Genomic DNA, 12,800 nt, shown 5'->3' on the forward strand with positions numbered 1-12,800 from the left:
ACCGGGCACCGGGTGGTCGGCGGGCTTGCCCGCCGGCCACCCCGGTGCCCTCGAGGCCGCTCCCCTGAGGCACGATGCACGGGGCGGCTTCCCCCCGAGCTGCCCTCCCTCTCCCCCCGAGGTACTGACCGTGCATGCCGGTGCGATCCTCCGACCCCGCCTGATCGACCTGCTCGACGTCGACCCGGCGCCGGTCACGGTGCTGCAGGCGCCGTCCGGCTACGGCAAGACCACGCTGGTCCGGCAGTGGGCGGCCGGACCCCGCCCGGCGGGGGAGCGGCTGGTCTGGCTCGCCCTGAGCGCCGAGGTCGAGTCCGACCGCGCGTTCTGGACCTCCGTCATCGCCGCGGGCCGTCGACTCGGGCACCTCTCTCCCGAGCGCGCCGACGTCGTCTCCGACGACGTCGGCGCCCAGGACGATCCGGTCCCCGTGCTCCGAGACCTCCTCGCGGGCGGCCGGCCCGTGACCGTCGTCGTCGACGCCTACGAGCACGTGCGCGCCGCCACCGCGCAGGTCGACGGCGACATCCTGCGCCTCACCGCCGAGCTGCCGCACCTGCGCTTCGTGGTCACCACCCGCGCCGCGACGACGCTCGCGGACCCGGTGCACCTGGTGCGCGACGCGGTCCGGCTCGTCGGCGAGCACGACCTGGGATTCACCCGCGAGGAGACCGTCCAGCTGTTCGCCGAGCACCTGCCCGGTGACCTGGCCGGGCTCGCGGAGGACGTCCACCACGACACCCGCGGCTACCCGCTCGCGATCCGCGCGGCCGAGCTCGCGCTGCGGAACCGGACGCGGCCACCGGCGCGGGGCTCGGCCGAGTGGCGGGCGATCGTCGCGCAGGACCTGAGCTCGCAGATGCACGACCCGGCACTGTCCGCCTTCGTCCGCGACACCGCGGCGGCGCCGTACTTCGACCTCGAGCTCGCCCAGGCCCTCACCGGTCTCGAGGACGCCGCTCCGGTCGTGGAGCAGCTGGAGTGGAGTGGCTTCGGGCGCTGGGTGCCGTATCTCGCCGACCGTCCCGTGTTCCAGTACGTCCAATCGCTGCGCGAGGCCGTCCGCGGCGACCTGCGCGACAACGACTCCGACCGCTATCGCCGCAGCGCGGGCATCGCCGCCACCTGGCTGCATGACAACGACGAGCATGAGCAGGCGCTGGAGCTGGCCGTCGACGCCGGCCGGTACGAGCTGGCCGGTCGGATCTTCCGCAGCGTCCTGCTCAGCGCGCCGGAGAGCTACACGACCGACCATCTCGACCTGCAGCTGAGCCGCATCCCGCGGGCGGCCCTGGCGCAGCACCCGTCGCTGGCCTTCGCGCGTGGGCTGGCGCTGCTCAGCAACCCCGCGACCCGGGGCGCGGCCGTCGAGTACCTCGTGCGCACCGCCGAGCAGACCCCGGCGGACTGGCGCTCGCTGGACCGGCCGTCGTCCTTCTTCCAGCGGGTCGCGAAGTCGGCGTGCCTGCGCTACGTCGGCCGCTACCTCGAGGCCGGGCCGGCTGCCCAGGCGGCGCTCGACTTCTACGACGACATCGACATCGGCGACGACGGGCGGCTGATCGAGCTGCGGGCGATCGGGCTGCGCCAGCTCGGCTACTCCTTCTTCCAGGTCGGCGAGCTCGATCGCGCGCACGAGGTGGTCGCGCGGGCGATCACGACCGCGACCCGACCGTGGTCGCGCAACTACACGGTCGTCTATGGCCTCGGGCTGTCCGCCATCGACGGCCGCTCCCGCGAGGCCGCGCACACCGCGCGACTGGTCGATCCGCGCGCCTGGCCCCGGGACCACGCCCACACCTTCGTCAACGCGCTCGGCCGGATCGGCAACGCGATGCTGCGGCTCGACGAGTTCGACTTCACCGGCGCCCTCGCGGAGTACGACGGCTGCGAGTCCTTCCTGCACACCGCCGAGTTCTGGCCCTTCCTCAGCTGGACGCTGTTGCAGGCGCGCCTCGGGCTGGGGGAGTCGGGTCCCGAGGCCCGCCGGATCGCCGACGCGCTGCAGGCCTCGCCCCCGCCGCCCGGCGTCGGCGAGAACTTCGGGACCAGCGCGCTGCACGGGCTGCTCGCCGTGGCCTGGCTGTCCGAGGGCCGCAGCCGCGAAGCCGCCGAGCTGCTGCGACGTTCCAGCCACTGGCCCGGCCAGCTCGCGACCGCTCAGGTGTTGAGCCGCCTGACCGGCGGAGACGCGGCTGCCGCGCTGCACGTCGTACCGCGCCTCGAGTCGCTGCCGGGCCACAGCATCCGCTCCCGCGCCGGCCTCGCCACCCTCGGCGCCGCGGCCGCTCTGCGCGCCGGTCACCCGGACGCAGCGGGCGCCCTCCTGGACCGGGCCGCCTCGCTCCATGCCGAGCACGGCGCCCGGGCCCACCTGCTGTACGTGCCCGGCAAGGACCTCGAGGCGCTGCGCGACTTCGCCCGGCACTCCGGTCGCGCCGCGGCGAGCGCCTATCTCGACGTCGACGTGGTCGGCACCATCGACCCCGGCGTCGAGGTGAGCCCGCTGACCGCGCAGGAACTGACGGTGCTGCGCACCTCGATCGACCATCCCCGCCGCAGCGACCTCGCGGCCGCGCTCCACCTCTCGCCGGAGACCGTCAAGTCGCACATGCGCAGCATCTACCGCAAGTGGGGGGTCAACTCGCGGGAGGCCGCGCTCGAGCGGGGCATCCGGCTGGGCCTGCTCTCCGACGACGGCTCCGGGTGAGCCGATCCCGGGTGAACTGCTGGGTGAGATGACCTCACCCGAGGCTCCCGGGCGCCGTACCGCACCCAGAATCGGACCGGGCCTCCGAAAGGGGGCTCATCCCCCCAGTACGCGGCCCGGGTGAGACTCCCGGGTCGCGTCATTTCCGGGACAGGTCGCCGCGCTGTTCGTCGGGCGTCTCTCCGGGCGTCCTTCGGGGCGGGCGGGGATCCGGGACGGCATGATGTCCGCATGCGTGCCGTCGTCTGCCACCGGGCCGAGCTCACCGTCGAGGACCTTCCGGCGCTGGAGCCGGAGCGGGGTCAGGTCCTCATCGACGTGGAGCGGTGCGGCATCTGCGGCTCGGACCTGCACGCCCGGCTGCACTGCGACGAGACCGCCGCCGACGTCGCGGAGCTCGGCTACGACCACTTCATGCGGTCCACCGACCGCGTCGTGATGGGCCATGAGTTCGTCGGCACCGTCGCCGACTACGGCCCACGCACCCGCCGGATCCACCCCGTCGGCACCCGGGTCGTCGCGCTGCCGGTCCTGCGCGCCGGTGGATCCACCCACCTGACCGGCCTCAGCCCGCTGGCCTCCGGCGGGTACGCCGAGCAGGTGCTCGCCGTTCCGTCGATGACGATGCGCGTCCCCGACGACCTCGACGCCGACGCCGCCGCGCTCACCGAGCCGATGGCGGTCGCCCTGCACGCCGTACGCCGCGGCGAGGTCGGGGCGCGCGACACCGCCGTGGTCATCGGATGCGGCCCGATCGGACTGGCGGTGATCGCCATGCTCAAGGCCACCGGCGTGCGCCACGTCATCGCCAGCGACTTCTCCGCCGGCCGCCGGGCCCTGGCCGAGCGGATGGGCGCCGACGTCGTCGTGGATCCCGCCGACGAGTCGCCGTGGGCGTCCTTCGCCTCCTCCCGGCGCTACCTCACCGAGGCCATCGCCCTGGCCGATCTCGGCATCGACGCGATGGACAAGCTGCGCGCCGTACCCCTCCTGCCGTGGGCACACCTCATGCGCGCCGCCGAGAAGGCCGGCGCCACCCCGCGCGGACCGGTCGTCTTCGAGTGCGTCGGTGTCCCGGGCATGATCGAGCACATCGTCGCCCAGGCCCCGCTCCTCTCGCGGGTGGTCGTGGTCGGCGTGTGCATGGGCCAGGACTCCTTCCGCCCGTCGATGGCCATCAACAAGGAGATCGACCTGCGCTTCGCCTTCGCCTACGACCCCAGCGAGTTCCACCAGACGCTGCAGTGGATCGCCTCCGGCAAGGTCGACGTCCGCCCCCTCGTCACCGGGACGGTCGGGCTCGACGGCGTCGCCGGCGCCTTCGACGACCTCGGCGACCCCGAGCGCCACGCCAAGATCCTGGTCGACCCGTCGCGGTAGCTGTGGAGAAGTGCCGGGGTTGGACGAGGAAACTCACGCTGGGACGAGGAAGCTTCCTCGTCCCAGCGTGAGTTTCACCGGCCGGCCGGTGAATCTGTCTTCGCTCAGCCCCCCGCGATCGCCCGCCCCGCCGCCCGCCCCGAGAAGATGCACCCGCCGAGGAACGTGCCCTCCAGGGCGTTGTAGCCGTGCACCCCGCCACCACCGAACCCGGCCACCTCGCCGGCGGCGTACAGCCCCGGGATGACCTCGCCGCTCGCGGAGACGGCTCGGGAGGACAGGTCGGTGGCGATGCCGCCGAGAGTCTTGCGGGTGAGGATGTTGAGGCGGACGGCGATGAGCGGACCGTGCTCGGCGTCGAGGATGGCGTGCGGCTTGGCGACCCGGATCAGGCGGTCGGTGCGCGAGCGCCGGGCGTTGTTGATCGCCATCAGCTGGAAGTCCTTGCTGAAGCCGTTGCCGAGCTCCGCGTCGCGCGCCTCGATCTGGCGACGCAGCACCGCGGCGTCGAGGTGGGGGCCGCGGGCCGGGGTGTCGCCGTCGACGATGGCGTTCATGCCGTCGACGAGGTCCTCGAGCGTGGCGGCGACGACGAAGTCGAGGCCGTCGGTCTTGAAGCGCTCGACCGGCGCGGGGGCGCCCTTGGCCAGCCGTGCCCGCAGCATCACGCGCAGGTCCTTGCCGGTGATGTCGGGGTTCTGCTCGGAGCCGGAGAGCGCGAACTCCTTCTCGATGATCGACTGGGTCAGCACGAACCACGTGTAGTCGTAGCCGGTCGCGCCGATGGTCGCCAGCGTGCCGAGACTGTCGAAGCCCGGGTAGTTGGGTGCGGGCAGCCGCCGGCCGGTGGCGTCGAACCACAGCGACGAAGGACCGGGGATGATCCGGATCGCGTGGTCGGGCCAGATCGGGTCCCAGTTGTGGATGCCCTCGGTGTAGTGCCACATCCGGTCCGGGTTCACCAGGCGGGCGCCCGCGGCCTCGGCGATGGTGAGACCGCGCCCGTCGACGTACGCCGGGACGCCGGTGATCATGTGCGCCGGCGCGGGTCCGAGGCGCTCGGTCGGCCAGTTGGCGCGGATCAGGTCGTGGTTGTGGCCGATGCCGCCGGTGGTGACCACGACGGCCGGCGCGCGGTGCTCGAAGGCGTCGACCTCGACCCGGGTGGACGCGAAGCCGCGCTCCGCGTCCGAGGGCTCCAGCACCGCCCCCGAGACGCCGACGACCGCGTCGCCGTCCTTGACGAGCGCGTCCACGCGGTGCCGGAAGCCGAAGCGCACCAGGCCCCGCTCCTCGGCCGCGAGGACCGGCTCGAGGAAGACCCGCACCACCTCGGGTCCGGTGCCCCAGGTGAGGTGGAAGCGGGGCACGGAGTTGCCGTGGCCCGACGCGTCGCCGCGGCCGCGCTCGGCCCAGCCGACGAAGGGCAGCACCCTGAGCCCGAGCTCGCGCAGGTAGGCGCGCTTCTCGGTGGCGGCGAACCGGACGTACGCCTCGGCCCACTGGCGGGCCCAGTGGTCCTGCCCCGGTGCCCCGTCGGCGCCGGGGGCGAGCCGGTCGAAGCCGGCGGAGCCCTGCCAGTCCTGCCAGGCCAGCTCGGCGGAGTCCTTGATCCCCATCCGCCGCTGCTCGGGGGAGTCGACGAGGAACAGCCCGCCCAGCGACCAGAAGGCCTGTCCGCCGAGGTTGGCGCGGTTCTCCTGGTCCAGCACCAGCACCCGCTTGCCGGCCCGGGTCGCCTCGTAGGTCGCCACCAGCCCCGCCAGCCCGGCGCCCACCACGATCGCGTCCGGCTCGAATCCCTGCTCCACGCTGCCCGCACTCACGCGGGGGAGCCTGCCACACCGGCGGTCGCGCCCTTGTAACTAAGGGTTACCGAGCGAAAAGGGGCGCAACAACACCAGGGTAGTAGCAACAGCACCCGGGTAGTCGCGCGCGACAGGACGGCGGCGAGACGGGAGTGGCCCGCACCACACTTCCTTGCCACTGGCAAGGAACCGGTTCTAGTTTCCCAGGATGCCCCCACCGCGCGACGAGGTCGCCCGCTACGCCCGGTTCGTCGTACGACGGGCCGGGTGGGTCGTCCTCGCCTGGCTGACCGTGACGGCGGTGATGAACGTGGCCGTCCCGCAGCTCGAGGAGATCGCCGGCCGCGACTCCTCGCCGATGGTGCCGAAGGACGCGCCGTCGATGCGCGCGGTCGAGTTGATGAACGAGGAGTTCAGCAGCGGCGACAGCGAGAGTTTCATCGTCGTCGCGATGGAGCGCACCTCGGGCCTGACCCGGGCCGACCGCGCATACGCCGAGCTCCTGGTGACCGAGCTGGCGAAGGACCGCGACGACGTCGCCTTCGTCCAGGACGTGCGGGACCCGGCGCTGCGCAAGGCGCTGACCAGCGAGGACCGGCAGGCGCGCTACCTCCTCGTCGGCATCACCGGCGCGACCGGCGCGCCGTCGTCGCTGCGTCAGGTGGCCGCCGTGCGCGACATCGCGGGCGAGCACGCGCCCGCCGGCCTGACCGTCGAGGTCACCGGGCCGACGGCGACGGTGGTCGACCTCGCGACCGAGACCGAGCACAGCGTCCTGCGGATCACCATCGTCACCATCGGCCTGATCGCGCTGATCCTCTTCCTGATCTACCGCTCCTTCGCCATCCCCGCGTTGATCCTCGCCGTCGTCGGCCTGGGCCTCGGGCTCGGGCGCGCGGTCGTGGCCTGGTGCGGTCTGCAGGACCTCTTCGCGGTCTCCACCTTCAGCGGCTCCTTCCTGACCGCCATCGTGCTCGGCGCCGGCACGGACTACGCCGTCTTCCTGGTCGCGCGCTACCACGAGCAACGCCGGCTGGGCGTGGAGCCGACCCGGGCGGCCGCGATCGCCGCCACCCGGGTCGGCTCGGTGATCGCGGGCTCGGCGGTCACGGTCGTCCTCGCCACGCTCGCGATGGCGCTCGCCGACCTCGGCTTCTTCAACACCACCGGCCCCGCCGTCGCGGTCAGCATCGCGGTCAACCTGCTCGTCAGCCTCACCCTCACGCCCGCGCTGCTGGCACTGGCGGGACGCCGGGGCTGGGCCGAGCCGCGCGCGTCCCGCGCCGCCGGCGTGTGGCAGTGGGTGGCCGACCTGGTGGCCGCGCACCCGGTGCGGACGCTGACCGCCTCCCTGGTGCCGTTGGCCCTGCTGGCGGCACTGTTCCCCCTCGCCGACCTTTCGTACGACGTGCGCGACCCGCTCCCGGACGGCGCGGAGAGCAACCGGGGCTATGCCCTGCTCGCGCGCCACTTCCCGGTCAACGAGGTGCTGCCGGACTACGTGCTGGTCCGCGCCGACCACGACCTGCGCACCAGCAAGGACCTGGCCGTCCTCGACCGCGCCGCCGCCGCGGCCGCGCAGCACGACGGCGTCGAGCTGGTCCGCAGCGTCACGCGGCCGCTCGGCGTACCCATCGCGGAGGCGTCGGTCGCCCACCAGGCCGGTCTGGTCGGCGACGAGCTCGGCAGGGCGCGGGGCGAGGTCGCCGAGGGCGCCAGCGGCGCCGAGCGGCTGGCCGACGGGGCCGGGCAGCTCGATGCCGGTGCCGGGGAGCTGGCCGACGGCGCGGGCCGGGCGGTCGCGGGGGCCGATCGGATCGCGTCCTCGACGGGCAAGCTGACTCGCGGGATGACCCAGCTGCTCGACGGCGCCGACGCCGCGATCACCGGCACCGGAGACCTGCGGGCCGGCGCGAGCGGCCTCGCCGACGGTCTGGAGGCCGCCGCGGGCCAGGTGCAGCTCGCCGTGGACGGGCTCGCGCTGGTCCACGACGCCCTGGCGACCAAGAGCCTCACCTGCGGGCTGGACCCGGCCTGCCGGCAGGCCCGCACCGGGCTGAAGAAGATCTGGGAGGCCGAGCGCGACCAGCTGCTGCCCGGGTTGCAGCAGGCCGCCGCGGGCGCCCGCGCGCTGGCGGACGGCACCGGCGACCTGCAGGCGGGCCTGCAGCAGCTGCGGGCCGGGCTGGCGAAGGCGCGTGCGGGGAGCAGGAAGCTGGCCGACGGCCAGCGGGAGTTCGCCGACCGCCTCGGCGACCTCTCCTCCGGCGCCGAGGAGCTGGCCGACGGTGTCGGGCGTCTGCACGGTGGGACGCGGGAGGTCGCCGCGTCGCTCCCGGCCCTCGAGGACGGCCTGGAGAGCGCGGCGCGGCACCTGCGCAAGACCCGATCCGCCGCCGACGACCCGGTCAGCGGAGGCTTCTACCTGCCGCCGACCGCCCTCCAGGACCAGGACTTCGCCGCCGCCATGCGGCTCTACCTCTCACCGGACGGTCGCACGGCCCGGTTCGCCGTCCTCGGGGCCACCGACGCCTTCGGCCCCGAGGCATCGGAGCGGGTCGAGGAGATCCGCGCCCTCGTGGAGACCTCGTTCAACGGCACCCGCCTCGACGACGCCGAGGTCGTCACGACCGGGATGGCGAGCACGAACGCCGACCTGCGGCGCTACTCCGTCTCCGACCTGGAGGTCATCGCCGGCTTCGCTCTGGTCGCGGTCTTCCTCGTGCTGCTCCTGCTGCTGCGCAGCCTGGTCGCGGCCTTCGCCCTGATGGCGACCGTCGTGCTTTCGTACGGCGCCGCGATCGGCCTCTCGGTGCTCGTGTGGCAGTACGGCCTCGGCATCCAGCTGGACTGGACCGTGGCCGCGGTCGCCTTCGTGGTGCTGGTCGCGGTCGGCGCCGACTACAACCTGCTGCTCACCAAGCGGATGCATGAGGAGGCGCCTGACGGCTCGGCGGCCGGGATCGCCCGCGCCACCGCCGTCACCGGCGGCGTCATCACCTCGGCCGGCGTGATCTTCGCGGTGTCGATGATGGCGCTGCTGGCCGGGCGCGTCACGACCATCGGCCAGGTCGGCTTCACCATCGCCGTCGGACTGCTGCTCGACACCTTCGTCGTCCGTTCGCTGCTGGTGCCGGCGCTGGCCACGGTGTTGGGCCGCCGGCTGTGGTGGCCGCAGCGCCCGGCCGCCGGTGTGGCGGCCGCCGGTGTGGCGGCCGGCGGTGTGGCGGCCGGCGATGCGGAGGCCGGCGCGGGGGACGCCGGCGCGCGGGCCGAGGCGGGGGACGACGGACGCGATCGGGCAGGATCGGAGACATGAGGAACGCCGACCTGCGGCAGCGGCTGCTGCGCGCGGCCGAGCAGGAGATCGCCTCCTGCGGCCTGGCCAAGGCCAGCCTGCGCGCGATCGCCCGCCGGGTCGGCGTCTCCCACCAGGCGACGGCGCACCACTTCGACGACCGGGCCGGACTGTTCACGGCGCTCGCGGTCGAGGGCTTCGAGCTGCTGCTGGACCGCACCCACGCGGCGGTGGCCGGCGTACCGGCCGAGGGGGGACAGCAGGTCATCGCCTCCGCGGTCGCCTACGTCGAGTTTGCCGCCACCCGGCCGACCATGTTCGACGTGATGTTCCGGCCCGAGCTGCTGCACGCCGACGACACCCGGCTCGGCGCGGCACGGCTCGAGCACCGGGTGCTCCTGCGCGAGCTGGTCGGCACCGCCCAGGCGACCGGCTGGGCGGCGTCCGTCCCGGCCGAGGAGCTGGCCACGGTGGGGTGGGCAGCGGTGCACGGGCTCGCCGTCCTCCAGCGCGACGCCCAGCTGACCGCCGTACCCACGGGCGTGGAGGTGGATCCGGCGCGGCTGATCGCGCAGGTCGGCCGGGCGCTCGACGCGCTGGCGTGATGTGCTCGGCGTGACCGAATCGCGACTACCCGGGTGCTGTGGCTCCTACCCGGGTGCTGTTGCGGCGGATTTCGTGGGGTAACCCTTAGTTACAAGCGCAGGACCGCGAGCCGGGTCGGCTCCGTCCGCCCCCGCAGCACCGTCTCGCCGTCACCGACCCAGTGGGCGGCCTCGGCCGGGTCGGCGGCGACGACGGAGTCCCAGGAGGCGAGCACCCGGCCGGGCACGTCCTTGGCGAGGTCGGTCAGCCGGGCGGCGGAGTTCACGGCATCGCCGATGACGGTGTACTCGAAGCGCTGCTCGTGACCGACGTTGCCGGCGACGACCTGCCCGGTGGCGACACCGATCCCGGCCGCGACCTCGGGCACCTCGGCGGCCAGTCGCGCGGCCGCGGCCCGGGCCGCGGCGAGCGCTGCGGTGGCATGGTCGGCCAGCTCGACGGGGGCGCCGAAGACCGCCAGCACGGCGTCGCCGATGAACTTGTTGACCAGGCCGTGCTGCCGGTCGACCTCGTCGACGACCATCCCGAAGAACCGGTTGAGGACCGCGACGACCTCCGTCGGCCCGTGCTGGGTGGCGTACGTCGTCGAGCCGACCAGGTCGACGAAGAGCACCGAGCACTCCCGGGTCTCGCCGCCGAGCTCGATCTCGCTCGCGCCGAGCGCGGCGGCCGCGGCGGCGACCTCCTCGCCGACGTGGCGGCCGAACAGGTCGCGGATCTGCTCGCGCTCCCGCAGGCCGTGGACCATCGAGTTGAACCCGCTCTGCAACTGGCCGAGCTCGGTGCCGTCGTACACGACGACATCGGCGTCGAGCCGGCCGTGCTCGACCTCCTGCATCGCGTCGCGCACCGACAGCAGCGGCGCCACCACGGAGCGGGCGTTGAGGTCGGTGAGCAGGAACCCGAAGACGAGCACGATCCCGCACACGATGATCGTCACGACGGCGAGCTGCGCCAGGCTCGCGTCCGACCCGGCAGGGGTGAGGGCGAGGATCGCGGCGATGAGCAGGCCCACGATCGGCGCGCCGGTGCCGAGCGTCCAGAAGATCGCCATCCGCGGACCGACGCCCACGCCGCGCACCCGCTGGGTCACCTTCACGTCCGCGAGCGCGCGGGCCGCGATGGGGCGCAGCGTGAACTCGGTCAGCAGGTAGGCGATGCCGGAGACCACCACGGCGCCGATCCCGACGGTGAGGCCGGTGCCCACCGCCCGCGCGGGCTGCAGCAGGACGGTCAGGACGGTGAACAGGATCGTCCCCACCAGCCAGATGAAGAACTGCGCGGCCGTCAGCGACAGGGGGACCCGCAGCGCCCGCGCCCGCTGCGAGCGGTCCGGGTCGACCTCGGGCTGGGTCGCCCACCGCAGCGCCCGCAGCGAGGACGTCGTCCCCCAGATCGCGCCGACGATCGCGGCCAGCACGACATAGGTCGGGATGGCGATCGCGAGCGCCAGCACCATCGCCCGGTTGGGCGAGGGCGACGGGATCGCCCAGGTGTTGACGACGAACACCACGGCCGCCCCGACCAGGTTGGTCGTCACCAGCATCACCGTCAGCAGCACCTGGATCCGGATCCGCAGGTGCCGGGGATCCTGGTCGCGCGGACCCAGGATCCGCGCGCCGAACGGGCCGCGCCGGAGGGAGCGTGACCGACCTGGCATGGCCAGAAGCGTAGTGCGGGTTGTCGTCCTCTGATTGGATCGGCGACATGAGCGCCGCCGAGATCACCGAGGCCTATGCCGCCTTCCACGAGAAGGTCGCCGGCTTCGTGGCGACCGGCGACTGGAGCGGGTACGCCGACCTGTTCACTCCCGACGCCGTCTACGTCGAGCACGCGATGGGCACGTTCACGGGCCGCGACGAGATCCGGGACTGGGCGGTGCGCACCATGACGTCGTACCCCGGCCGGATGATGCCGGGATTCCCGATCTCCTGGCAGGTCGTCGACGCCGATCAGGGCCGACTGGTCTGCGAGGTGGTCAACCCGATGCCCGATCCCGGCGACGGGACGATGCTCGCCGAGCCCAACATCACGATCATGACGTACGCCGGCGACGGGCTCTTCTCGCGCGAGGAGGACGTCTACAACCCGCTGCGCTTCCACACGATGGCGCAGCGGTGGGCGCGGATCGCGGCCGAGCACGGCAACGCCGACGAGGACGTGCTGGCCTGGCTCGACCGTTGGGGTGGGTCCGGCGGCGCTGCGCCGTCGCGAGCGGCGCAGCGCGCCGATCTGGCAAGACCACGGAGCGATGGCATGCCGGATCGCACGTCGAGCGACGTGGACGCCGCCAGATCGGATGCGATGCGTCGCGCAGCAGGCGCGGCGCTGCCGGAGGCGCCCCAAGGCGGCGGCCGGTGACGGGGGCCGCCAAGCGGGTCCTGCTCGAGATCCTGGGCTGGGTGCTGCTGCTCGCCGGCATCGCCGCCCTGGTGCTGCCCGGCCCGGGCCTGCTGTTGATGGCGGCCGGCCTGGGCGTGCTGTCGCAGCAGTACACCTGGGCCGAGCGGCTGCTCGACCCCGTGCTGCTGCGGGCGCTGCGGGCCGCGGCGGAGGGGGTCGAGACCTGGCCGAGGATCGTGATGTCGACGCTGGGGGCGCTCTGCCTCGCCGGCCTCGGCGTGCTGTGGATCGTCAAGCCGGAGGAGCCCTCCTGGTGGCCGGTCGCGGAGCGCTGGTGGCTCCCGGGCGGCGTGTGGACCGGCGTGACGCTGCTGCTGTCCTGCGTCATCGCGCTGGCGCTGATCGTCTACTCCTACCGCCGGTTCCACGGGAAGCCGGAGGCCGTCGCGGCCCTGGAGAGCCGGATCGACGAGGCCGACGAGGAGGCGCACGAGCAGCGCGGGCGGATGCGCGACCGCGTCGACGAGCGCCGGCACCGCGACGACGACGAGCGCCACCACCCGGACCCGCCCGAGCGCTAGCGCCCCGCGAAGGCGACGAACGGGGTGGCGCCGTGCGGCACCACCCCGTCCCCGTCTGCCGGGTGCAGGTCCCC

Annotated in this window: 8 protein-coding genes; 6 read left to right on the forward strand and 2 right to left on the reverse strand. The window is 73.7% G+C overall.

Annotation, left to right across the window (positions count from 1 at the left end; all coding sequences use genetic code 11):
• The first annotated feature begins 130 nt into the window (after positions 1-130).
• Together ACPZVR_RS00175 and ACPZVR_RS00180 are read left to right on the forward strand one after the other, a co-directional pair.
• Complete coding sequence (locus tag ACPZVR_RS00175; protein ID WP_436697540.1) at positions 131-2,710, forward strand: helix-turn-helix transcriptional regulator; 2,580 nt, start codon at positions 131-133, stop codon at positions 2,708-2,710.
• A gap of 231 nt (positions 2,711-2,941) precedes the next feature.
• A complete protein-coding gene (locus ACPZVR_RS00180; protein ID WP_436697541.1) occupies positions 2,942-4,090 on the forward strand; it encodes a zinc-binding dehydrogenase in 1,149 nt (382 codons plus the stop codon).
• 104 nt (positions 4,091-4,194) lie between these two features.
• Here the strand turns inward: ACPZVR_RS00180 and ACPZVR_RS00185 are convergent, their stop codons facing one another.
• The gene (locus ACPZVR_RS00185) at positions 4,195-5,916 is read right to left on the reverse strand and encodes an FAD-binding dehydrogenase (RefSeq protein WP_436697542.1); all 1,722 of its coding nucleotides are present in this window, start codon (positions 5,914-5,916) and stop codon (positions 4,195-4,197) included.
• Between the two features lie 190 nt (positions 5,917-6,106).
• Between ACPZVR_RS00185 and ACPZVR_RS00190 the strand changes: the two genes are divergently transcribed.
• Complete coding sequence (locus tag ACPZVR_RS00190) at positions 6,107-9,217, forward strand: MMPL family transporter (RefSeq protein ID WP_436697543.1); 3,111 nt, start codon at positions 6,107-6,109, stop codon at positions 9,215-9,217.
• Positions 9,214-9,801 carry a TetR/AcrR family transcriptional regulator gene (locus ACPZVR_RS00195; RefSeq protein WP_436697544.1) on the forward strand — a complete coding sequence of 196 codons (588 nt, stop codon included), beginning with the start codon at positions 9,214-9,216 and terminating at the stop codon, positions 9,799-9,801. The genes ACPZVR_RS00190 and ACPZVR_RS00195 overlap by 4 nt, the downstream gene beginning before the upstream one ends.
• 89 nt (positions 9,802-9,890) lie before the next feature.
• Here ACPZVR_RS00195 and ACPZVR_RS00200 read toward each other — a convergent pair whose 3' ends face one another.
• On the reverse strand, positions 9,891-11,462 hold the full coding sequence (locus ACPZVR_RS00200; protein ID WP_436697545.1) for an adenylate/guanylate cyclase domain-containing protein: 1,572 nt from the start codon (positions 11,460-11,462) through the stop codon (positions 9,891-9,893).
• A 47-nt stretch (positions 11,463-11,509) separates the two neighbouring features.
• Here ACPZVR_RS00200 and ACPZVR_RS00205 point away from each other — a divergent pair, with 47 nt between their 5' ends.
• The gene (locus tag ACPZVR_RS00205; RefSeq protein ID WP_436697546.1) at positions 11,510-12,163 is read left to right on the forward strand and encodes a nuclear transport factor 2 family protein; all 654 of its coding nucleotides are present in this window, start codon (positions 11,510-11,512) and stop codon (positions 12,161-12,163) included.
• Positions 12,160-12,726: a PGPGW domain-containing protein gene (locus ACPZVR_RS00210; protein ID WP_436697547.1), complete on the forward strand. Its 567-nt coding sequence runs from the start codon at positions 12,160-12,162 to the stop codon at positions 12,724-12,726. The genes ACPZVR_RS00205 and ACPZVR_RS00210 overlap by 4 nt, the downstream gene beginning before the upstream one ends.
• The last annotated feature ends 74 nt before the right edge of the window (positions 12,727-12,800 follow it).

It is taken from the genome of Nocardioides segetis (genome assembly GCF_051390595.1).
Classification (GTDB): Bacteria; Actinomycetota; Actinomycetes; order Propionibacteriales; family Nocardioidaceae; genus Nocardioides.

Excerpts from the sequence above, each read along its gene's own strand:
- ACPZVR_RS00180 (WP_436697541.1), top strand. The coding sequence starts at position 2,942 with ATGCGTGCCGTCGTCTGCCACCGGGCCGAGCTCACCGTCGAGGACCTT.
- ACPZVR_RS00190 (WP_436697543.1), top strand. The coding sequence starts at position 6,107 with ATGCCCCCACCGCGCGACGAGGTCGCCCGCTACGCCCGGTTCGTCGTA.
- ACPZVR_RS00195 (WP_436697544.1), top strand. The coding sequence starts at position 9,214 with ATGAGGAACGCCGACCTGCGGCAGCGGCTGCTGCGCGCGGCCGAGCAG.
- ACPZVR_RS00200 (WP_436697545.1), bottom strand. The coding sequence starts at position 11,462 with ATGCCAGGTCGGTCACGCTCCCTCCGGCGCGGCCCGTTCGGCGCGCGG.
- ACPZVR_RS00205 (WP_436697546.1), top strand. The coding sequence starts at position 11,510 with ATGAGCGCCGCCGAGATCACCGAGGCCTATGCCGCCTTCCACGAGAAG.